This window comes from Streptomyces sp. NPDC006207, from assembly GCF_040613835.1.
Lineage (GTDB): Bacteria > Actinomycetota > Actinomycetes > Streptomycetales > Streptomycetaceae > Actinacidiphila.
In genome coordinates this window covers 14492-35175 of sequence record NZ_JBEXSX010000018.1, presented here as the reverse complement: position 1 = coordinate 35175, position 20684 = coordinate 14492, and the positions used below count along the sequence as shown (strand labels likewise).

Annotated in this window: 16 protein-coding genes; 7 read left to right on the top strand and 9 right to left on the bottom strand. The window is 73.9% G+C overall.

Annotated elements, in window-relative coordinates; all coding sequences use genetic code 11:
* Positions 1 to 6 precede the first annotated feature (6 nt).
* The 4 genes from ABZ312_RS16785 to ABZ312_RS16770 all read right to left on the bottom strand — a co-directional run bounded on the left by ABZ312_RS16785 (position 7) and on the right by ABZ312_RS16770 (position 5438).
* Positions 7 to 1470 carry an NCS2 family permease gene (locus ABZ312_RS16785; protein WP_500437993.1) on the bottom strand — a complete coding sequence of 488 codons (1464 nt, stop codon included), beginning with the start codon at positions 1468 to 1470 and terminating at the stop codon, positions 7 to 9.
* Positions 1471 to 1613: 143 nt separating this feature from the next.
* Positions 1614 to 3995, bottom strand: a complete 2382-nt coding sequence (pucD, locus tag ABZ312_RS16780; RefSeq protein WP_500321689.1) for a xanthine dehydrogenase subunit D — start codon at positions 3993 to 3995, stop codon at positions 1614 to 1616.
* Between the two features lie 4 nt (positions 3996 to 3999).
* Complete coding sequence (locus tag ABZ312_RS16775) at positions 4000 to 4560, bottom strand: (2Fe-2S)-binding protein (RefSeq protein WP_500321690.1); 561 nt, start codon at positions 4558 to 4560, stop codon at positions 4000 to 4002.
* Positions 4551 to 5438, bottom strand: coding sequence for an FAD binding domain-containing protein (locus ABZ312_RS16770; protein WP_500321691.1), 888 nt, complete (start codon positions 5436 to 5438; stop codon positions 4551 to 4553). Before ABZ312_RS16770 ends, ABZ312_RS16775 begins: the two co-directional genes overlap by 10 nt.
* Before the next feature lie 265 nt (positions 5439 to 5703).
* Here ABZ312_RS16770 and ABZ312_RS16765 point away from each other — a divergent pair, with 265 nt between their 5' ends.
* The gene (locus tag ABZ312_RS16765) at positions 5704 to 7350 is read left to right on the top strand and encodes a PucR family transcriptional regulator (protein ID WP_500437992.1); all 1647 of its coding nucleotides are present in this window, start codon (positions 5704 to 5706) and stop codon (positions 7348 to 7350) included.
* Between the two features lie 472 nt (positions 7351 to 7822).
* Here the strand turns inward: ABZ312_RS16765 and ABZ312_RS16760 are convergent, their stop codons facing one another.
* Positions 7823 to 8209 (bottom strand): peptidoglycan-binding domain-containing protein, encoded by a 387-nt coding sequence (locus ABZ312_RS16760; RefSeq protein ID WP_500321693.1) that lies wholly within the window; start codon positions 8207 to 8209, stop codon positions 7823 to 7825.
* Positions 8210 to 8459: 250 nt separating this feature from the next.
* On the opposite strand from ABZ312_RS16760, the gene ABZ312_RS16755 reads away from it, so the two are divergent.
* Positions 8460 to 9227, top strand: a complete 768-nt coding sequence (locus ABZ312_RS16755; RefSeq protein ID WP_500321990.1) for a hypothetical protein — start codon at positions 8460 to 8462, stop codon at positions 9225 to 9227.
* A 3-nt stretch (positions 9228 to 9230) separates the two neighbouring features.
* On the opposite strand, the gene ABZ312_RS16750 is transcribed toward ABZ312_RS16755, so the two are convergent.
* Positions 9231 to 10043, bottom strand: coding sequence for a GntR family transcriptional regulator (locus ABZ312_RS16750; protein WP_500321694.1), 813 nt, complete (start codon positions 10041 to 10043; stop codon positions 9231 to 9233).
* 386 nt (positions 10044 to 10429) lie between these two features.
* Between ABZ312_RS16750 and ABZ312_RS16745 the strand changes: the two genes are divergently transcribed.
* On the top strand, positions 10430 to 11467 hold the full coding sequence (locus tag ABZ312_RS16745; RefSeq protein ID WP_500321695.1) for a DUF2637 domain-containing protein: 1038 nt from the start codon (positions 10430 to 10432) through the stop codon (positions 11465 to 11467).
* A 100-nt stretch (positions 11468 to 11567) separates the two neighbouring features.
* Here the strand turns inward: ABZ312_RS16745 and ABZ312_RS16740 are convergent, their stop codons facing one another.
* Positions 11568 to 12017 carry an ATP-binding protein gene (locus tag ABZ312_RS16740; RefSeq protein ID WP_500321696.1) on the bottom strand — a complete coding sequence of 150 codons (450 nt, stop codon included), beginning with the start codon at positions 12015 to 12017 and terminating at the stop codon, positions 11568 to 11570.
* A 156-nt stretch (positions 12018 to 12173) separates the two neighbouring features.
* On the opposite strand from ABZ312_RS16740, the gene ABZ312_RS16735 reads away from it, so the two are divergent.
* Together ABZ312_RS16735 and ABZ312_RS16730 are read left to right on the top strand one after the other, a co-directional pair.
* Positions 12174 to 12827 carry a GntR family transcriptional regulator gene (locus ABZ312_RS16735; protein WP_499514690.1) on the top strand — a complete coding sequence of 218 codons (654 nt, stop codon included), beginning with the start codon at positions 12174 to 12176 and terminating at the stop codon, positions 12825 to 12827.
* 2 nt (positions 12828 to 12829) lie between these two features.
* On the top strand, positions 12830 to 13324 hold the full coding sequence (locus ABZ312_RS16730) for an OsmC family protein (protein ID WP_500321697.1): 495 nt from the start codon (positions 12830 to 12832) through the stop codon (positions 13322 to 13324).
* Between the two features lie 42 nt (positions 13325 to 13366).
* Here the strand turns inward: ABZ312_RS16730 and ABZ312_RS16725 are convergent, their stop codons facing one another.
* Entirely contained in the window at positions 13367 to 14782 is a 1416-nt protein-coding gene (locus ABZ312_RS16725; protein WP_500356817.1) for a glycoside hydrolase family 47 protein, read from the bottom strand.
* A gap of 90 nt (positions 14783 to 14872) precedes the next feature.
* Here ABZ312_RS16725 and ABZ312_RS16720 point away from each other — a divergent pair, with 90 nt between their 5' ends.
* On the top strand, positions 14873 to 18055 hold the full coding sequence (locus tag ABZ312_RS16720; RefSeq protein WP_500437990.1) for an alpha-mannosidase: 3183 nt from the start codon (positions 14873 to 14875) through the stop codon (positions 18053 to 18055).
* Here ABZ312_RS16720 and ABZ312_RS16715 read toward each other — a convergent pair.
* A complete protein-coding gene (locus tag ABZ312_RS16715) occupies positions 18013 to 19440 on the bottom strand; it encodes a protein phosphatase 2C domain-containing protein (RefSeq protein WP_500321700.1) in 1428 nt (475 codons plus the stop codon). The two genes, ABZ312_RS16720 and ABZ312_RS16715, sit on opposite strands and share 43 nt — an antisense overlap.
* Before the next feature lie 224 nt (positions 19441 to 19664).
* Here ABZ312_RS16715 and ABZ312_RS16710 point away from each other — a divergent pair, with 224 nt between their 5' ends.
* The gene (locus ABZ312_RS16710) at positions 19665 to 20654 is read left to right on the top strand and encodes a helix-turn-helix domain-containing protein (RefSeq protein ID WP_500321701.1); all 990 of its coding nucleotides are present in this window, start codon (positions 19665 to 19667) and stop codon (positions 20652 to 20654) included.
* Positions 20655 to 20684: the final 30 nt, after the last annotated feature.

Here is a 20684-nt window from a genome sequence, read left to right as displayed (position 1 = left end):
CTCCTTCTAGCTGACGCCGAGCCAGCCCTCGAGCGGGTGCAGGGCGAAGTAGACGACGAAGACGGCCGTGAGCACCCACATGAAGACCCCGGGCTCACGGAACCTGCCCTGGGCCGACTTGATCGCGGTGTACGCGATGACCCCGGCGCCGACCCCGGCGGTGATGGAGTACGTGAAGGGCATCAGGGCCACGGTGAGGAATACGGGCACGGCCACCGAGCGGTCGCCCCAGTCCACGTGCCGGGCGTTGCCCATCATCATGGCGCCGATCACCACCAGGGCCGCCGCGGCGACCTGGCCGGGGACGATCTGCGCCAGCGGGGTGAAGAACAGCCCGGCGGCGAAGAGCACGCCGGTGACCACGGAGGACAGGCCCGTACGGGCGCCCTCGCCGACGCCGGTCGCGGACTCGACGAAGACGGTCTGACCGGAGGCCCCGGAGAACCCGCCGATCGCGCCGCCCGCGCCGTCGATGAACAGGGCCCTGCCGAGCCCCGGCATGCGTCCCTGGTCGTCGGCGAGCTCCGCCTCCGTGCCGACGCCGATGATGGTGGCCATCGCGTCGAAGAAGCCGGCCAGCACCAGCGTGAAGACGATCATGCCGACGCTCAGGGCCCCGATGTGCTGCCACCCGCCGAACTCGACCTGCCCGAACAGCCCGAAGTCGGGCGCGGAGGCCAGGTGTCCGGGCAGTTCGGGGACGGTCAGTCCCCACACCTTCGCGTCGGTGCCGCCGGCCGCGTGGACGGCCACGGCCAGGACGGTACCGGTGACGATGCCGATGAGGATGGCACCGGGGGTCCCGCGCGCCTGGAGCATGAAGATCAGCAGCAGGGTGACGCAGAAGACCAGCACCGGCCAGCCGGCCAGCTGTCCGCCGGCACCCAGGGTGAGCGGGCTGCCCTCGCCCCGGCCCACGAACCCGGCGTTGACCAGCCCGATGAGGGCGATGAACAGGCCGATGCCGATGGTGATCCCGTGCTTGAGCGGCAGCGGGATCGCGTTCATGATGACCTCCCGCAGACCGGAGACCACCAGAGCCACGATCACCACGCCGTACAGCACGCACATCCCCATCGCCTGGGGCCAGGTCATGTGCGGGGCGACCTGCGTGGCGAGCACCCCGGAGACGGACAGCCCCGCGGCGAGAGCGAGCGGCACCTTGCCGACGAGGCCCATGAGGAGGGTGGAGACGGCGGCGGCCAGCGCGGTCGCCGTGATCAGCCCGGTCTGGCCGAGCCGGTGCCCGTCCACGTCGGGCCCGGACAGCAGCAGCGGGTTGAGCAGCAGGATGTACGCCATCGCCATGAAGGTCGTCAGACCTCCGCGGAGCTCGCGGGCGACGGTCGAGCCGCGTGCGGATATGTGGAAGTACCGGTCGAGCCTGCCGCGTCCGGCCGGCGGGCGCGGCTGCGCGCCGGGACCGTCCGGGGCGGTTCTGTGCAGGGCTGACGGGGTCGACTGGGTCATGCGGTGCCACTCCCAAGGTTCACAGGGACACCCGGACGGCCTGCGCCGTGCGGGATTTGGGATGGTCCGCAGCACGACCCGGGGGACGGCCCGAGAGTGGTGCGGCGACCGCCCGGCGCCGGACGGCGCCGGGCGGAGCTGTCTCACGTACCGGTCAGGTGCTCCGGCCGCACCGGTACGCGGGCCAGGGCCAGACCGGTCGCCGCGCGGATCGCGGCGACGACGGCCGGGGTGGAGGACAGGGTCGAGGCCTCGCCGACGCCGCGCAGCCCGTACGGGGCGTGGTCGTCGGCGAGTTCGAGGACGTCGACCGGGATGGGCGGCGTGTCGAGGATGGTGGGGATCAGGTAGTCGGTGAAGGACGGGTTGCGCACCGTGGCCTTGTCGGAGACGAGGATCTCCTCCATGACGGCCAGGCCCAGGCCCTGGGTCGTGCCGCCCTGGATCTGGCCGACGACCGACAGCGGGTTGAGCGCCTTGCCGACGTCCTGGGCGCAGGCGAGTTCGACGACCTTGACCAGGCCGAGTTCGGTGTCCACCTCCACGACGGCGCGGTGCGCGGCGAAGGAGTACTGGACGTGCCCGCGACCCTGGCCGGTGCGCAGGTCGAAGGGCTCGGTGGGGCGGTGCCGCCACTCCCGCTCGACGTCGATCGCCTCGTCGCCCAGCACCTCGGCGAGCTCCGCCAGCACCTCCCCGCCGTCGGTGACGACCTTGCCGCCCTCCAGCAGGAGTTCGGCGGTGGCCCAGGCGGGGTGGTGGGTGCCGAGCTTGGCGCGGCCCATCTCCAGGACGCGTTCGCGCACCGCCTCGCAGGTGTGCTTCACCGCGCCGCCGGTGACGTACGTCTGCCGGGAGGCGGAGGTGGAGCCGGCCGAACCGACCTGGGTGTCGGCGGGGTTGATGGTGACCTGGGTGACGCCGAGTTCGGTGCGGGCGATCTGGGCGTGGACGGTGACGCCGCCCTGGCCGACCTCGGCCATCGCGGTGTGGACGGTGGCCACCGGCTCGCCGGCGATCACCTCCAGGCGGACGCGGGCGGTGGAGTAGTCGTCGAAGCCCTCGGAGAAGCCGACGTTCTTGATGCCCACGGCGTAGCCGACACCGCGGACGACGCCCTCGCCGTGGGTGGTGTTGGACAGCCCGCCGGGCAGCGCGCGGACGTCCACGGCGCCGCCGGCGCTCTCCCACTCCCGCTCGGGCGGCATCGGCATCGCCTTGACGCGGCGCAGCAGTTCGGCGACGGGCGCCGGGGAGTCGACGACCTGCCCGGTGGGCAGCGTGCCGCCCTGGGACATGGCGTTGAGCCGCCGGAACTCCACCGGGTCCATGTCGAGCGCCGCCGCGAGCTTGTCCATCTGCGCCTCGTAGGCGAAGCAGGCCTGGACCGCCCCGAAGCCGCGCATGGCGCCGCAGGGCGGGTTGTTGGTGTAGAGCGCGAGCGCCTCGATGTCGACGTCGTCGATGACGTACGGGCCGGCGCTGAGGGAGGAGGCGTTGCCGACGACGGCCGGGGAGGAGGAGGCGTAGGCGCCGCCGTCCAGCACGATGCGGCACCGCATGTGGGTGATCTTCCCGTCGCGGGTGGCGCCGTGTTCGTAGTGCAGCTTGGCGGGGTGCCGGTGGACGTGCCCGAAGAAGGACTCGAAGCGGTTGTAGACCATCTTGACGGGCCTGCCGGTGCGCAGCGCCAGCAGGCAGGCGTGGATCTGCATCGACAGGTCCTCGCGGCCGCCGAAAGCGCCGCCGACGCCGGAGAGCGTCATGCGGACCTTCTCCTCGGGCAGGCCCAGGACGGGCGCGATCTGGCGGAGGTCGGCGTGCAGCCACTGGGTGGCGATGTAGAGGTCGACGCCGCCGTCCTCGGCGGGGACGGCGAGGCCCGACTCGGGGCCGAGGAAGGCCTGGTCCTGCATGCCGACCTCGTAGTCGCCGGTGACGACCACGTCGGCCCGCCGGGCGGCCGCGTCGGCGTCGCCGCGGACGATCGGCTGGCGGTGCACGACGTTGGGGTGCGGGACGTGGCCGCTGTGGTGGTCGGTGCGGCCCGCGTGGAGCAGGGGCGCGTCCGGGGCGGTGGCGGTCGCCTCGTCGACGACGACGGGCAGCTGCCGGTACTCGACCTTGATCTTGGCGGCGGCGCGCCGGGCGGTCTCGGGGTGGTCGGCGGCGACCAGCGCGACCGGTTCGCCGTGGTGGCGGACCCGGCCGTGGGCCAGGACGGGGGTGTCCTGGATCTCCAGCCCGTAGTGCCGCACGGCGGTCGGCAGGTCGTCGTAGGTGAGCACGGCGTGCACACCGGGCTGGGCCAGCGCCTGCGAGACGTCGAGGGAGACGATCTCGGCGTGCGCGTGCGGGCTGCGCAGCGTGTGGCCCCAGAGCATGTCCTCGTGCCACAGGTCGGAGGCGTAGGCGAACTCCCCGGTGGTCTTGAGGACGCCGTCGGGGCGCAGGGTGGACTCGCCGATGCCGCCGCGGGTCTCGCTGCCCTGGGTGGTGGGGGTGGGGGTGCGGGTCACGCCCATGGCGTCAGGCCTCCGTCCCCGTGCGGGCGGCCGCGAGGCGGACCGCGTCGAGGATCTTCTCGTAGCCGGTGCAGCGGCACAGGTTGCCCGAGAGCGCCTCACGGATGTCGCCGTCGGTGGGCTGGGCGTTGCGCTCCAGCAGTTCGTCGGCGGCGACCAGCAGCCCGGGGGTGCAGAAGCCGCACTGGACGGCGCCGGCGTCGATGAAGGCCTGCTGGACCGGCGACAGCTGCGTGGCCGGGCCGGCCGGACGCGCCTGCCACTGCTGTGCGGCGCCCGGGTCGGTGCCGGGGCCCGCCTCCCCCGTGGCGCGCTCCTTGGCGAAGTCCGCCAGGCCCTCGACGGTCACGACCTCGCGGCCCTGCACCTGGCCGGCGGCGACCAGGCACGCGCACACCGGCACTCCGTCCAGCCGGACCGTGCAGGAGCCGCATTCGCCCTGCTCGCAGGCGTTCTTGGAGCCGGGCAGGCCCATGCGCTCGCGCAGGACGTACAGCAGGCTCTCGCCCTCCCACACGTCGTCGGCGTCCTGGCGCCGTCCGTTGACGGTGAAGGTCACGCGCATCGGGCGCTCCTCTCGTTGCCGCGGTACTCGTCCCAGGTCCAGCCGAGGGTGCGGCGGGCCATGACCTGCAGTGCGTGGCGGCGGTAGGCGGCGCTGCCGCGTACGTCGTCGATGGGGCTGGCGCAGGCGGCGACCAGCTCCGCGAACTGGCGGGCCACGGACGGCGGGACGCTCCCCGCGCTGTCCCACAGGCCCTCCTCCTCCAGCGCCGCGGTCAGGAACTCCTCGGCGGTGGTGGCACGGACCGGGGTGGGCGCGGCCGAGCCGATGCCCGTGCGCACCGTGCGGGTGGCCGGGTGCAGGGCCAGGCCGAAGGCGCAGACCGCGATGACCATGGCGTTGCGCGTGCCGACCTTGGAGAACTGCTGGGGGCCGTCGGCCTTGGCGATGTGCACGGCGCGGATCAGCTCGTCCGGCGCGAGGGCGTTGCGCTTCACCCCGGTGTAGAACTCCTCGACCGGGATGAGCCGGGTGCCGCGTACGGACACCGCCTCCACCTCGGCACCGGCGGCGAGCAGCGGAGGGTGCGAGTCCCCGGCAGGCGACGCGGCGCCGAGGTTGCCGCCGACGCTGCCGCGGTTGCGGATCTGCGGCGAACCCACGGTGCGGGCGGCGAGCGCGAGGCCGGGCAGTTCCCTGCCCAGGGCCTCGATGACGCGGGTGTAGGGGACCGCGGCGCCCAGCCGTACGGTCTCCTCCCCCACCTCCCACTCGTACAGGTCGCGGACCCGGTTCAGGTCCAGCAGGACATCGGGCCGGCGGTGGTCGAAGTTGATCTCGACCATCACGTCGGTGCCACCCGCGATGGGTACGGCCGTGGGGTGCTCCGCCTTGGCGGCGAGGGCCTCCTCCCAGGTCGCGGGACGCAGGAAGTCCATGAGCGCTCTCTTCTTCGTCGGGGGACGGGATGGCTTTTCATGTCCTGTTCACGCTGTGTGACCCAGTACACGTCCGGGCACCGTGCCGGGTGCAGTCACCGAACGCATGAAGCACTTCGCTGGTCGGTAAGCTGGTCTTGTAGATTCCTCCGAAAGACGCGGACCTGAAACCTGTCGGCATCGACACGGCAACACCGATGCAATCGAGTGGGCGCCACCCTGGTACCGCCTCAGAGACGGAAGCGTTCGAGACAAGGCGACGACGATGCGGCTGCGCGCACTGCTGGACACCGATGCCCTCGGCCTGCGGCTGCTCGGCGGCGAGGAGGAGCTGGACCGCACGGTCCGTGGCGTGATGACCACCGACCTGAAGGACCCCAGCCGCTACCTCTCCGGCGGCGAGCTGGTGCTGACCGGCCTGGCGTGGCGCCGCGCGCCGGACGACTCCGAGCGCTTCGTGCGGATCCTCGCCGCGGCCGGTGTCGCCGGTCTCGCGGCCGGCGAGGCCGAGCTGGGCTCGGTCCCGGACGACCTGGTCCTGGCCTGCGCCCGGCACCGGCTGCCGCTGTTCGCGGTCGACGAGGACGTCGCCTTCGCCTCCATCACCGAGCACGTGGTGCGCCAGGTGTCCACCGAGCGGGCCGGGGACCTGGCCGCCGTGGTGGAACGGCACCGCCGGCTGATGACCTCCGGGCCCGAGGGCGGCGGGCCCGACGCCGTCCTGGACCTGCTCGGCAGCGACCTCGACCTGCGCGCCTGGGTGCTGTCCACGACCGGCCGCAGGATCGCCGGCTCCGACCACCCGCTGCCCGCCGGCGTACGGGCCGAACTCGCCGGCGAGCACCTGGCCGCCGCCCGGACGGACCGCCCCTGGCCGCACCGCGCCTACACCGCGGGCCGCCACTACTCGCTCTTCCCCATCCGCAGCGGCGACCCGGCCGACGACATCCGCGGCACCCTGCTCTCGGACTGGTTCCTGGCGGTCGACGCCGACACGGGCGACTGGCCGGCCGAACGCCTGGACCTGCTGGACGGCGTCACCCAGCTCATCGCCGTCGAGCGCGACCGGCGGGACGCCTCGCGCACCGTGCGCCGCCGCCTCGCCGCAGAGGTGATGGACCTGGTGCAGACCGGCGCGCCGCCGGGCGAGATCGCCGCGCGGCTGCGCGTGGCCGCGCCCGTACTGGTGCCGGGGCTCGGCACCGCGCCGCACTGGCAGGTCGTCGTCGCCCGCGTGGACTGGGCGGGTGGCGGGCCGGCCGCCGGTCCGGTCGCCCAGGCCCTGCTGGAGGAGGCCCTGGTCGATCCGGGCGCGGTGGGCCCCGACCCGGCCGACCGCATCGCCGTCGCCCACACGGGCGAGGAGGCGATGGCCCTGGTCCCCCTGTCGTCGCTCGAGTCCGACGGCGCCGCCCCCGAACTGTCCGTCAAGGGGCTGCTCTCCGTCCTGCGCGGGCCCCTCACCCGGGGCCTCGACGGCGACGGACGGCTCACCATCGGCGTCAGCGCCACCGTCCACTCCGCCGACGGGCTGCGCGGCGCCCTGGAGGAGGCCCGCCACGCCCGCCGCGTCGCCGCGGCCCGCCCGGGCCGGGTCTGCGTCGCCGGCCACGAGGAACTGGCCTCGCACGTCCTGCTGCTGCCCTTCGTCCCCGACGACGTCCGCCGCGCCTTCACCGCCCGGCTCCTCGACCCGCTGCGCGCCTACGACCGGCGGCACCGCGCGGAGCTCATCCCCACGCTCGAGGCCTTCCTCGAGTGCGACGGCTCCTGGACGCGCTGTGCGAACCGGCTGCATCTGCACGTCAACACTCTGCGCTACCGCATCGGCAGGATCGAGCAACTGACGGGCCGCGACCTGTCGCGTCTGGAGGACAAGCTCGACTTCTTCCTGGCCCTGCGGATGAGCTGACGGCGGCCCGCCCGGTCGGCGGAGGCCGGCACGCCGCGTGCGCCGCGGTCGCCGTGGATCTTGACCCGTGGTCGCGGCTCGGGCAGGCTCGGTCAGAAATTCGGGGGGCCGGGTGTTCGAGTTCGATGTCCTGGGGTCGTTGCGTGTGCGCCGGGAGGGTCGGACGGTGGCGCTGCCGGCCCCGATGCTGCGCCGCCTGTTGTGCCTGCTGCTGGCGGGGGGGCGGGCGGCCGGTGTCCGCCGGGCGGTTGCGGGACGCGTTGTGGGAGGGCGGGCCCCCGCCGAGCTGGCGCAAGACCCTGAAGGTCCACGTGCACCGGCTCCGCCGTGAGCTGGGCCTGGAGGAGCGGCTGCACCACGGGCCGCAGGGCTTTCGCCCTGCCGCCGCCCGGGGTCCCCGTGGGATCCCGAAGGGCCGTGGGGACCCCGGTGACGACCACCCCGACGGGGGGCGTCCGGGAACCGGGTCCGATCAGAGCGCGCAGTCGCGGTTGGGGATGTACAGATCGAGCCAGGTGTTGGACCCGACGACGCCGTCCACGCCACCGGGCGTCCGGTTGCAGCGCTGCACCGCGCGAACGGCCTCGTCGGTCTTCGTCCCGAACTCGCCGTCCTCGGACAGCCAGTAGTCGTAGGCGCTGCTCCCCACGTTGATGAGGCACTGGATCTGCTTCACGGCGGCCGCCGTGCTCGCGTTGTAGGGGCCCTTCTTGAGCGTCGGGCGGTACCAGTCGTTCACGTAGTTGCACTCTCCGTAGGTGTCCGCCGCGTGCGCCGCGGTCGGTGCCACCAGCCCTCCCAGGCACAGCGCGGCGACGGTGGCACCCACGGCGCCGATGCGGGCACGGTTCATGCGCATGATCTGTCCCCTCCACGAACTGCCGGATACGCGACCCCCCTTCGAGGGCCGGTGAACAGCGTCCGCCCCGCCGGATGCGGTACGGATGCGCCGTGGTTGCGCCACGGTTGCGAGCGGGACCGGCCAACTGGGAGGCAGGAAATCGATCACACGCCGTCCGCCCTCTTGGCGTGGCACCCGGTGTCGTGCTGGACTTCGGCCCAACCGGCTCGATGACGCGCTTCGGGGAGGGCAAGTGGCGGACACCGCCATGTCGGACGCAGAGGTGGGACCGACGGTGCCGGGCGGTGGTGCGCCGCCCGACGTGTCGCGGCTGCGGGGCCGCGGGTGTTGGGCGGAGGCCGCACAGTTGCTGGCGCCCCACGCGGAGCGGTCGCCGGCGGCGGCGACGCAGCGGGCGGCGTTGCTGATCGAGCGCTGCATGTTCACCCTGGACGGCTGGGCGGAGGCCGAGGACGCCCTGCGCTCAGCGGAGGCCCTGGCCCGTACGGACGACGAGCGCGGCGAGGCCGCCTGCGAACGCGGCAACCTCGCGTACGTGGCGACGCTCTTCGGGATCCGCGACCGGGCCGACGAGGCGCGCGCCGCCTTGATGCGCAGCGCCGCGCTGCTGGCACCCGGTGCTGCGGGGCGGCCGCTGCTGGACTTCCGGCGCGGCCTGATCGCGGAGAACCTGGGCGACGACCCGGACGCGGCGAAGGCCGCGTACCGCCGGGCGCACGCGGGGGCGGTGGCCCACGACGACGTGCTGCTGACGTCCTACACCTGGCGGCACCTGGCCGGGCTGGCGGCCCGCGACGGCGACCTCGCCGAAGCCCGCCACGGCTTCACCGAGTCCCTGCGGATCCGTGTGGAGCTCGGCCATGCCGTCGGGGTCGCGCCCGCCCTGACCGCGCTGGCCGGGGTCGAGCCGGACCCCGAGGCGCGGCGGCTGCGCGCCGAGGCGGCGCGGCTGTTCCGGATGCTGGGCGGGGTGCCGGTGTGGCTGGCCGGGGAGCTGGACGTGGACGCCGGCTGAGCGTCACGCCCCGGAGAAGTGCTCGCGCACCAGTGACTCGACGGTGCTGAGGTCACCGGAGACCAGCGCCTCCAGCAGCGCCGCGTGCTGCGTGGCGTCGGCGATCAAGCGGGCGCTGATGCCGCGCACCGGGGCGGCCCCGGGACGGGCGTGGCCGTGGTCATCGGTGACCGGCCACTGCGACCTGCGGTGCAGCTCGTCGGCGACGGCGACGAGCTGCCGATTGCCGGAGAGCTCCAGCAGGGCGCGGTGGAAGGCGCGGTCCGCCTCGGCGTAGGCGGCGCGGTCGCCGAGGGCCGCGGCGGCCACCGTGGCCTCGGCGAGCGGGCGCAGCTGCTCCCAGCGGGACGCGGGGAGCGTGCGGGCCAGCCGCAGCACGACGGGGACCTCCAGGAGCGCGCGCACCTCGGCGAGGTCGGCGAGGTCCCGGCTGCTGCGCTCGGCGACCCGGAAGCCCTTGTTCGGCATGGCCTCCACCGCGCCCTCGCGGGCCAGCAGCTGCATCGCCTCGCGCACCGGGGTGGCGGAGACCCCGAAGCGCTCGGCGAGCGCGGGCGCGGAGTACACGGCCCCCGGGCGCAGCTCGCCGGTGAGCAGGGCGCCGCGCAGGGCACGCAGGACCTGGTCCCGCACGGTGTGCCGCTCGGGCAGCCGGCGCGGCCGGGGGAGCCCTTCGGCGCGGTCCGGAACGGCCTCGGTGCCGGGCTCGGCGTGCGGGTGGGCACCCCGGACACGTTCGTCGTGGCCGGGCGGCACCCCGGGGGCCGCCGCGGCGGGCGCCGCAGGGCGCCGCGCGGCGCGGTGGGCGTACTCCACAGAGGCTCCTTAGGACAGTCGTGTGCGCTGGCGCACTCCCGTGGGGAACGTGCGCCGCCATCTATTGCAACACGCTCCGCGACCGGCTTCGAGCCCCCTGGGCGAAGGCTCTCCCCCGGCAAGATCGTCCGAGGCTTGCCACATCTCATGTGGATCTTTCGCCCATGTCATCCGATCACCCGTCAGGTCACAGGTTTCGACTCGATCAACTGAACCAAACCCGCTCCCCAGTTCGAGTATTCTGACGATCTCGTCCCACGCCACCCCTCCGTTGGCGTTCTCTTGCCCTGAAACCGCATCGCGCGCCCGAGGCGTTCGCCAGGATGGCGCGCGGACGCCGTCTCGCGGCCCGAGCGCGACGGTACTGCGACGCAAGGAATCGCTCGATGAGACTTACGGACACAACGCTGGACTGGGCGCTCCCGTGCGCCGTGGGTCTGGCGGTCCTCGCCGCCGCGGCGGTGTTCCTGCGCAACCGCAAGGCCCGCAAGGAGGAGACGGGTCAGGCCGATTCCTGGGAGCGCTCGGAGGAGCGGCGTCGCAAGAAGGAGGCCCTGTACGGCACGGCCTCCTACGTCCTGCTCTTCGGGTGCGCCTCGGTCGCCGCGGCGCTGTCCTTCCACGGCCTGGTCGGCTTCGGCCAGCAGAACCTCGGCCTCTCCGGAGGCTGGGAGTACCTGGTTCCCTTCGGGCTCGACGGCGCGGCCATGTTCTGCTCGGTGCTCGCCGTGCGGGAGGCGAGCCACGGTGACGCGGCGCTGGGCTCGCGCCTGCTGGTGTGGCTGTTCGCGGGCGCGGCGGCCTGGTTCAACTGGGTGCACGCGCCCCGCGGCGGCGGCCACGCCGGCGCCCCGGAGTTCTTCGCGGGCATGTCGCTCTCCGCGGCCGTGCTCTTCGACCGCGCCCTCAAGCAGACCCGCCGGGCCGCCCTGCGCGAGCAGGGGCTGATCCCGCGGCCGCTGCCGCAGATCCGCATGGTCCGCTGGCTGCGTGCGCCCCGCGAGACGTACGGCGCATGGTCGCTGATGCTGCTCGAGAACGTCCGCACCCTGGACGAGGCCGTCGAGGAGGTTCGCGAGGACCGCGCCCGCAAGGAGCAGGAGGCCCTGCGCCGCCGCGAGCACGAGCGTCTGGAGCGGGCCCGCATCAAGGCGATCAACCGGCAGCACCGGATCTGGAACCGCGGCGGCAGCAAGTACGAACTTCCCTCCTCGGCCGCGGCGGGTGCCCAGGCCGGCGCGGAGCCTGCCATAGAACCGGAGAAGGCCGAACTGCCCTCGCGCTCCCGGCCCGCCCTGTCGCCCGTCCGTGAGGAGGTCGCCCGTGCGACGATCGACCTCACCGCCGAGGACGACACCATGGCCCTCCCCAAGCTGGACTCGCTGGAGCGCAAGCTCGCCGACCTGGAGCGCCAGTACGGCTGATCCCACGCATCTGTGACGCCTCGTCAAATTCGCTGCCCCGGCCCGGACCTCCGGCCGGGGCAGCGGCGCGCCCGGAGGCGCCGGCGCGGCCGGCTGCGGGTCAGCAGGCCCCGGCGTCGAGTTCGAACCAGACGATCTTCCCGGTGCCGTCCCCGTCGGGGCGCACCCCCCAGGCGTCGGCGAGCGACTGGACGAGCAGCAGTCCGCGGCCTGAGGTGCGACGGTCGGAGGGGGCGCGCAGGCGCGGATGACGGGTCGTGAAGTCACGGACCTCGACGCGCAGGCGGTGGTCGGCCCCGGCCAGCAGCGTCACGGTGAGGACGGCGCCGCGGTCGGTGTGGCGGAGGGCGTTCGTGACGAGTTCGGTGGTGAGGAGTTCGGCGGTGTCGGCGAGGGCGGGCACGCCCCAGCTCCGTAACGCCTCGCGCAGCAGCCTGCGGACGTCGGCGACGGCCGGCAGGTCGGCGTGCTGGACAGGCCGGTGCAGCCGGCGCGCCTCGACGGGCCCCCCGGCCTCCCTGCCGCCCGGCTGGACAGGCTGACGTTCCATCGGCTCCGCTCCGGCCGCTGACGCCCTTTCGGGTTCGAACATCTACGCGCAATGCATGCCCCACCGTGACCACGTCCAGTCATGGACCGGGGACGGAGCGCTCCTGTATCCACTGTATGCATTGCATGCAATGCATACAGTGGATACAGTGGTGGGGTGCAGCAGACGGACGCCGCGCGCACGCGGCTGCGGGAACTGATCCTGGACGGGGTGTACGCGCCCGGCCAGCGCCTGACCGAGCTCGAGGCCGCGGCGGTGCTGGCCATGAGCCGTACGCCGGTGCGGGAGGCGTTCCGGGCGCTGGTCGCCGACGGGCTGGTGCGCTCGGCGGGGCGCGGGGTGAGCGTGGTCGACATGGGGCCGGAGGCGCTGCGTCACGCGTACCAGGTGCGGGGCGTGCTGGAGGGCCTGACGGCGGAGCTGGCCGCGGAGCGGCAGCGGCGCGGGGAGATAGCGCCCGCCGAACTGACCGCGCTGGAGCGGCTCGCGGCGGACGCGGAGGAGGCCACGGCCGCGGGCCGGCTGGTCGAGGCCGTCCGGCACAACCGGCGCTTCCACGCCCGGATCGCCACCCTGTCGGCGAACCCGGTGGCCGCCGGGTCGCTGGAGCGGCTGTGGGACCAGATCCAGGTCTCCACACGGCGTTCGCTGGCCGCACCGCTGCGCCCCGGTCAGGTCGCCGCGCAGCACCGCCGGCTGCTCGCCGCGATCGCCGCCGGCCACGCCGGGGAGGCCCACGCGGCCGCCCGTGAGCACGTCATGGACACCTGTGCCGCCTACGAGCGGGACGGGGCGGAGGAGGAGCGTTAGCCGTGCCCGACATCAGCAAGCGCCACACGTACACCACCGAGGTCGTCTGGACGGGGAACCGGGGCACGGGCACCGGCACGTACCGCGGGTACGGCCGGGAGCACGAGATCGCCGCGCCCGGTCTGCCCGTACCGCCGATACCCGGCAGCTCCGACCCCGCCTTCCGCGGCGACCCGGCGCGCTGGAACCCCGAACAGCTGCTGCTGGCCGCGCTGTCGCAGTGCCACATGCTGTCGTACCTGCACGTGTGCACGGTCGCCGGTGTCGTGGTCACCTCCTACACCGACCGGGCGGAGGGCACGATGGAGGAGACCGCCGACGGCGGCGGCCACTTCACCCGGGCCTTGCTGCGGCCCCGGGTGGAAGTGGCCTCCGCCGCCATGGTGGACGCCGCCGTCAAACTCCACGCGGACGCCAACCGGCTGTGCTTCATCGCCAACTCCGTGGCCTTCCCCGTGGACCACGAGGCGGAGGTGACGGTCACGGCGGGCGGCTGACCGTCCGCCGTGGACCGTCCGCCGCCCCGTGCGGCGCCCGGGTCAGCGCAGGCCGCGCAGGACGTTGCCCTCGGTGGTGAGGTAGTGGGAGCGGTAGTCGAAGCGGCGCGCCCGGGCGAACAGCAGGTAGTAGTACTTGGCGTTCTCGCTGAACCAGTAGGCCGGGGTCAGGTCGCCCAGCTTCATGGGGCGGGCGGTCACGTCACGTACCACGGTGTACCCGTTGGCCACCTTGCAGTACTGCCTCTGCCGCCGGAACATCTCGGCGGCCCGCTGCCGGTAGAGCTCCTTGCCGGTGGCGAGCCACAGGAAGAGGCAGGAGTCCACGTACTCCGGACGCAGCGGGTAGGAGGCGTCCAGGGCGCTCATGCCGTGGTAGTCGAGGCTCTCGGGCGGCAGGCGGAAGGAGCGCAGGGTGGCGGCCCAGCTGTCGTGGTAGGCCTCGCCCTCGGCGACGCGGCCGCTCTGGGCGAGCAGTCCGGCGTAGAAGGCGGTCAGTTCGGACTGCGCGTGCCCGGTGCCGACGCCCGTGCGCATGTCGGCCTGGCGGAACCAGAGCCGTCCCGAGCGGCGCTCGGTCAGGTGCGTGAGGACGGCCGCGGTGAGGGTGGTGTACCAGGTGCGCATTTCCTCGTCGCGGTAGAGCTCCCAGCCGTCCCAGAGGTACTCGTAGAAGGAGTCGACGGGCGGGTCGAGGGTGGCGGTGGTGCCCGTCCACGCGCCGGTCTCGACGTTCATTCCGGTGCCGAGCAGGTCCAGCCGTGAGCGGCGGTCGTAGACGGCGCACAGGGCCTTCTTGGCGGCGTCGTAGTACTTCCGGTCGCCGGTGAGCCGGGACAGCTCGCCGAACTCGGTGATGCAGGTGCCGATCTCGGCGAGGTAGTTCTCCTTGCCGGAGACGGCGCCGGTGACCAGGTTCACGTAACGGTAGGGGGCCCCGGTGGGCGACCGGGTGAAGGCGGGCAGCAACCGGTCCGCCAGTTCGCGGGCGCGGTCGAGCAGGACGGGTTCCTTGGTGGCCAGGTGTCCCGAGAGCAGTCCGCCCACCAGGCGGATGATCGTCTCGAAGACCTGCACGGGGGCGTCCTGGCCGAGCACGAGGTCGTCGCGCACCCACTGGACGCCGGCGTCCAGCTCCTCGTCCAGCTCCATCAGGTAGAGGGTGTCCAGCGCCTCGACGATCGTCAGGCCGAGGGTGCTGCCCGGGATGAAGAAGTCCGAGCCGGCTCCGGCGAGCGGCCGCAACTCGTCGCGTCCCCAGGCGAGTCTGCGGTAGGCGTCCCAGGCGCTGCGGAACTCGGTGACGGACGCGCGGGCGAGCGCCGCGTACGGGTCGGTGGCGGCCGCCGCCGTCCCGGGCAGGGACACGGAGGGGACGGCGGCGATGGGGGCGAGCCGTGCGGCGGCACCGAGCAATCTGCGCCGGGAGAGCCCGCCGGGACGCGCGATTTTTCTCATGCTCCGAAAACCCCGTCCGCCTTCCGGGCGTTACGGGACACCAGCGCATTGACGGGGAATCCATCCGGTGAGCCGACCCGAGGAGCTGAGATGCACGACGACCGTCTGCTGGTCGAGGGCCGTCTGACCAGGGCCATGAACCAGTTCGTCCGGCCCGCCCGCTACGCCGACCGGGTGCCGCTGGGCATGTCGGTGTGGCATGTGGAGGACGGGAAAGGGGGGCCCGTGCCGGTCGGTGAGGCGCTGAAGGCCTCGTCGGACGGAGCGTTCGAACCGTTTTCCGTGGGCACGCTCTGGGGGCCGCCGTGGTCGACCAGCTGGTTCCGGCTGGAGGGCACGGTGCCGGCGGCCTGGGCGGGCCGCCGGGTCGAGGCCGTGATCGACCCGGGGTTCGGGAACGACGGCCCGGGCTTCGTGGCCGAGGGGATGGTGTACGACGCCGAGGGGGTGCCGATCAAGGGCGTCCACCCGCTCAACCGCCATGTCCCGGTGGCCGGTCCGGCCGCCGGGGGCGAACGGGTGAGCCTGCTGCTGGAAGCCGCGGCCAACCCCGCCGTGCTCCGTGACTGGCGTCCGACCCCGCTCGGCGACGTGCTGACCGCGGGGTCCGAGCCGCTCTACCGCTTCGACACCGCCGAACTGGCCGTCCTGGACGAGGACGTCTGGCACCTCGTGCTGGACGTCGAGGTCCTCGAGGGCCTGATGCACGAGCTGGACTTCCACGATCCCCGGCGCCACGAGATCCTGCGCTCGCTGGAGGACGCCCTGGACGCGCTCGACCTGCACGACGTGCACGGCACCGCCGCGGACGCGCGTCGCGAACTGGCCGGGGCACTGTCCCGGCCCGCGCACGCCAGCGCGCACCGCGTCTCGGCGACCGGCCACGCCCACATCGACTCGGCGTGGCTGTGGCCGCTGCGGGAGACCGTCCGCAAGGCCTCCCGCACCTTCGCCAACGTCACCGCGCTCGCCCGCGACTACCCCGAGCTGGTCTTCTCCTGCTCGCAGGCCCAGCAGTACGCCTGGGTGAAGGAGCACCAGCCGGTGGTGTGGCAGCGCATCCAGCAGGCCGTCAGGAACGGCAACTGGGCGCCCGTCGGCTCCATGTGGGTCGAGTCCGACGCCAACATGCCCGGCGGCGAGGCGCTGGCCCGGCAGCTCGTGCACGGCAAGCGCTTCTTCCTGGACGAACTGGGCGTGGAGACCGAGGAGGTCTGGCTGCCGGACACCTTCGGCTACACCGCCGCCTTCCCGCAGCTCGCGAAGCTCGCGGGGGTCCGCTGGTTCCTCACCCAGAAGCTGTCCTGGAACCAGTGCAACAAGATGCCGCACCACACCTTCTGGTGGGAGGGCATCGACGGCACGCGCGTCTTCACCCACTTCCCGCCCGTCGACACCTACAACGCGCAGCTCGCGGGCCGCGAACTGGCGCACGCGGTGCGCAACTTCGCCGAGAAGGGGCGCGCCACCCGCTCCCTGGTGCCGTTCGGCTGGGGCGACGGCGGCGGCGGTCCCACCCGGGAGATGCTGGAGAAGGCGCGCCGGCTGCGTTCCCTGGAGGGGGCGCCCCGCGTCGAGATCGAGAAGCCCGCCGCCTTCTTCACGGCGGCCGAGGCCGAGTACGGCGACCGGGCCCCGGTGTGGTCCGGGGAGCTCTACCTGGAGCTGCACCGCGCGACGTACACCACGCAGGCCAAGACCAAGCAGGGCAACCGGCGCAGCGAACACCTGCTGCGCGAGGCCGAGTTGTGGTGCGCGGCGGCCGCGCTGGGCGCTGCGTCCTCGTACGCCTACCCGTACGAGGAGCTGGACCGGATCTGGAAGACGGTGCTGCTGCACCAGTTCCACGACATCCTGCCGGGCAGCTCCATCGCCTGGGTGCACCGCGAGGCGCGCGACACCTACGCGGCGGTGCGGGAGGAGTTGGAGGACCTGATCGCTGGGGCGGTGCGGGCGCTGGGCGGCGACGGGTCCCAGGGCTCCCCCGCCCTGCTCAACGCCTCGCCGTACGCCCGGGAGGAGGTCGTCGAGCTGGACGTCACGGCGGCGGCCGCCCTGCCGGAGGGCAGCGGCGCGCAGCCGCTGGCGGACGGCCGGGCGGTGGTGGCCGCGAGCGTCCCGGCGCTTGGCACGGCGGCCGCCCTGGACCGCCGGGGCGCCGCTGCCGCGGACCCGGTGCGGGCGGTGCGGGAGGGCGGGCTGATCGTGCTCGGCAACGGCCTGCTGCGGGTCGCCGTCGACGCGGACGGGCTGCTGGCCTCCGTCCGCGACCTGACCGCCGGCCGGGAGGTGCTGGCGCCGGGGAAGCGCGGCAACCTGCTGCAGCTGCACCCCGACCACCCCACCAAGTGGGACGCCTGGGACATCGACCGCCACTACCGGCGCAAGCACACCGACCTGACGTCGGCTCAGTCCGTCGAACTCGTCGAGGAGGGCCCGCTGCGGGCCGCCGTCCGGGTCGTACGGGCCTTCGGCGGCAGCCGGGTCGTCCAGGAACTGCGGCTGACCGCCGGCAGCCGCCGGCTCGACGTGCTCACGGAGGCCGACTGGCACGAGTCGGAGAAGGTGCTGAAGGCATCCTTCCCGCTCGACGTGCTCGCCGAGCGCTCCACCGCCGAGATCCAGTTCGGGCACGTGCACCGCCCCACCCACGCCAACACCGGCTGGGACGCGGCCCGGTTCGAGATCTGCGCCCACCGCTGGCTGCACGTCGGCGAGCCCGGCTACGGGGTGGCGCTGCTCAACGACTCCACCTACGGCCACGACGCGAGCCGTTCCGGTACCGACACCACCGTCCGGCTCACCCTGCTGCGCGCCCCACACAGCCCTGATCCGCACACCGACCAGGGCACGCACCGCTTCACCTACGCCCTGCTGCCCGGAGCGGCGGTGGGCGACGCGGTCGCGGCGGGGCTCGCGCTCAACCTGCCGCTGCGGCGGGCGGATTCACTGCCGCCGCTGCAGCCGCTGCTGCGGGTCGGTCACCCCGGCATCACCGTGGAGTCGGTCAAGCTCGCCGACGACCGCTCCGGCGACGTGGTGGTGCGCCTGTACGAGTCGCGGGGCGACCGCGCCTCGGGCGCGCTCACCACGGGCTTCCCGCTCGCCCGCGCCCGGGTCACCGACCTGCTGGAGAGGCCGCTGGAGGACGCCGAACGCGAGGGCGACGCGGTCGCCGTCGCGCTCCGCCCGTTCCAGATCCTGACGCTGCGGCTCACCCCGGGGCCGCGTCAGGCATCCCAGACGGCGACCGCCGTACGGTCGTCCGCGTAGCCCTTGACCCGGGTCTGGGTGTCGCCGAGGAAGGCCGGCAGGCCGGGGGGCTCGGCGGCGCCCCACCGCTGGGTCAGGCGGGCGACGAGGGCGGGCTCGCCCCGCAGCGGCCCGGCCAGTCCGCCACTGCACAGCAGCAGGGTGTCGCCGGAACGGGCCACGGAGGCGCGGAAGCGGAAGCGTACGGCCGGGCTGTCCTCGGTCTCGGCGCGCTCGTCGGGCCGCCAGGGGTCGAGGTCCTGCCACTCCCCGCCGCGGATGCGGTAGAGCCCGCCGTCGCCGACTCCGAAGAAGAGGCGGATGCGGCAGTCGGGGTCGGCGGGCAGCAGCAGGCAGCGGAGCGTGGCGCTGTACTCGGCCGGGTCCAGGCCCAGGTCCTCGCCGCGGGCGCGCAGCCGTCCGTAGCAGCGGTCGGTGAGCCGGTGCAGGCCGGACTTCAAGGAGCCCCGGCGGGAGGCGCGGATGTCCTCGCTGAGCCGGACCTGGCTACGGCCCACCGCCGCCGCCATCCAGGTGCAGGCGTCGCGGGCCGCGCGGTGGGCGGTGTCCGAGGTGCGCGGGCCGGTGGCGGCGGCGATCAGCAGCAGAGCGTCGTCGCCGCTGCCGAAGCGGGCGGTCAGGACCGCGTCGCGGCGCGGCTCGCCCCGGTAGCGGGCGGAGTCGCCGCGCACCGAGGCCGTGCGGATCGTCAGCAGGCCGTACCGGGCGCCGTCGAGCTCCGTGTCCGGGACGAGGTCGTCGAGGTCGTCCGGGTCGGCCGCAGGCCAGGCGGTCGGCTCGGGGTCGTACGTGGGCGGGCCGTCGCCGACGTACGGCACCGCGGGGAGGGTGGGCTCCGGCCGGCCGGCCGGTGCGGACCGGACGGCCGGCGCGGGAGGTTCCGGGGGCGCCGCGGACCGCGCGGGGTCCGGGGCGGGTTCGGCGGGGGCCCATCCCGGGGGCAGGCCGGGCGGCTCCGAGGCCGGTTCGGGCAGCGCCTGGGGGTGGGGCGGGCCCTGGTACTGCCAGGGGCGCGGGGCGGCAGCCGGGGGCGGGGCGGGACGGCGCAGCCGCAGGGTGTCGGGCGGGCCGGCGTCGTCCGCGGCGGTACCACCGGCCTCTCCTGCCGCATCGCTGCCGGGGTCCGTGCCCGCATCGGTGCCGAGGTACCAGGTGTCACCGGGCGCGGCCGGCGCGGCCGTGTCCTGCGGCACGGTCCGCCAGGGCGCCTCGCCGCCGCCGTCCGGCTCCTCGCCCTCCGGCTCCTCGCCGAGCGCGGAGAGCGCCGAGCTGTAGCGGTCGTCGAGCGTGTCGCCGGGCTCCCGGCCCGCGGGGTCGGGCTGCCCGTACAACTGCCGCCACCACTCGTCCTCTTGGCGGCGGTCCGTCTCCCCCTGCTGACTCATGCCCCTATTGTCCACCGGCGGGCCCGCGGCGAAACAGGGTTCGGACACGCGAATGGTCCGACGGGCGGCCGGCTCCCTCCTCGGGCCGCACGTCGGACGATCCAGTAGGGACACCTTGCCAGGACAGGGGTTCGAGCAGGGATGATGGCGGGCGGCGGGATTACGCCATGGCTCATTCCCGCCATGCCCGCGTATTGCGTTCCTCGGATCCGGAAGGGGTGCCCGTGCTCGGTGCCATAGGGCTGGACGATGCCCAGGAGGCGGCGTACCGCGCCCTCGTGGGGCTGGGAGCCGCCGAGGTCGTCGACCTCTCGCACCGGCTCGGCATGCCCGAGGACGAGGCGGCCAGGATACTGCGCCTGCTGGAGCGGCAGGGGCTGGTCGCGCAGTCCTCCGCCCGGCCCGGCCGCTGGGTGGCCGCCCCGCCCACGGTGGCGCTCGGCGCCCTGCTCACCCAGCAGCGGCACCATCTGGAACAGGCGGAACTCACGGCCGCCGTGCTGGCGCAGGAGTACCGCGGCGAGGCCGCGGAGCCGTCGGCGCACGACCTGGTGGAGGTGGTGACCGGCGCGAGCGCGGTGGCGCACCGCTTCAACCAGCTCCAGTTGGGTGCGGAGAAGGAGGTCTGCGCCCTGGTGACGGGCACCCCGATGGTGGTGTCGGGGATGGAGAACACCGCCGAGGAACGCGCCGTGGAACGTGGGGTGACCTTCCGCGTGGTCATCGAGCGCGAGGTCATCAGCGGACCCAACGGCATCGCGGAACTCACGGCGGCGCTCGGCCGCGAGGAGCAGGTGCGGGTGGTGGACCGGGTCCCCACCAAGCTGGTGCTGGCCGACCGTTCGCTGGCGATGGTGCCCATGGCCCGGGACGCGGGCGGCCCCGCGGCGCTGGTCGTCCACGGCAGCGGTCTGCTGGACTCGCTGATGGCCCTCTTCGAGAACGTCTGGCGCGAGGCCCTGCCGATCCGCCTGGACACCGGGGGCGCCCTGCGGGAGGAGTCCCCGGACGCGCCCGACGCCGTCGACCTGCAGATCCTGTCGCTGCTGCTGGCCGGGCTCACCGACGCCAGCGTCGCCAAGCAGCTCGAACTGGGGCTGCGGACGGTGCAGCGCCGGGTGAAGCGGCTGATGGAGCTCGCCGAGGTGTCGACCCGGCTGCAGTTGGGCTGGCACGCGTACGAGCGGGGCTGGGTGGAGCGCACCCCCGGCTGAGGCGCGGGGACTTGGGGCTCCGCCGGCGCG

What these genes read in the sequence shown, in the direction of transcription:
- ABZ312_RS16785 (WP_500437993.1), bottom strand. Translation starts at nt 1,470, where the DNA reads ATGACCCAGTCGACCCCGTCAGCCCTGCACAGAACCGCCCCGGACGGT.
- pucD (WP_500321689.1), bottom strand. Translation starts at nt 3,995, where the DNA reads ATGGGCGTGACCCGCACCCCCACCCCCACCACCCAGGGCAGCGAGACC.
- ABZ312_RS16775 (WP_500321690.1), bottom strand. Translation starts at nt 4,560, where the DNA reads ATGCGCGTGACCTTCACCGTCAACGGACGGCGCCAGGACGCCGACGAC.
- ABZ312_RS16770 (WP_500321691.1), bottom strand. Translation starts at nt 5,438, where the DNA reads ATGGACTTCCTGCGTCCCGCGACCTGGGAGGAGGCCCTCGCCGCCAAG.
- ABZ312_RS16765 (WP_500437992.1), top strand. Translation starts at nt 5,704, where the DNA reads ATGCGGCTGCGCGCACTGCTGGACACCGATGCCCTCGGCCTGCGGCTG.
- ABZ312_RS16760 (WP_500321693.1), bottom strand. Translation starts at nt 8,209, where the DNA reads ATGCGCATGAACCGTGCCCGCATCGGCGCCGTGGGTGCCACCGTCGCC.
- ABZ312_RS16755 (WP_500321990.1), top strand. Translation starts at nt 8,460, where the DNA reads ATGTCGGACGCAGAGGTGGGACCGACGGTGCCGGGCGGTGGTGCGCCG.
- ABZ312_RS16745 (WP_500321695.1), top strand. Translation starts at nt 10,430, where the DNA reads ATGAGACTTACGGACACAACGCTGGACTGGGCGCTCCCGTGCGCCGTG.
- ABZ312_RS16740 (WP_500321696.1), bottom strand. Translation starts at nt 12,017, where the DNA reads ATGGAACGTCAGCCTGTCCAGCCGGGCGGCAGGGAGGCCGGGGGGCCC.
- ABZ312_RS16725 (WP_500356817.1), bottom strand. Translation starts at nt 14,782, where the DNA reads ATGAGAAAAATCGCGCGTCCCGGCGGGCTCTCCCGGCGCAGATTGCTC.
- ABZ312_RS16720 (WP_500437990.1), top strand. Translation starts at nt 14,873, where the DNA reads ATGCACGACGACCGTCTGCTGGTCGAGGGCCGTCTGACCAGGGCCATG.
- ABZ312_RS16715 (WP_500321700.1), bottom strand. Translation starts at nt 19,440, where the DNA reads ATGAGTCAGCAGGGGGAGACGGACCGCCGCCAAGAGGACGAGTGGTGG.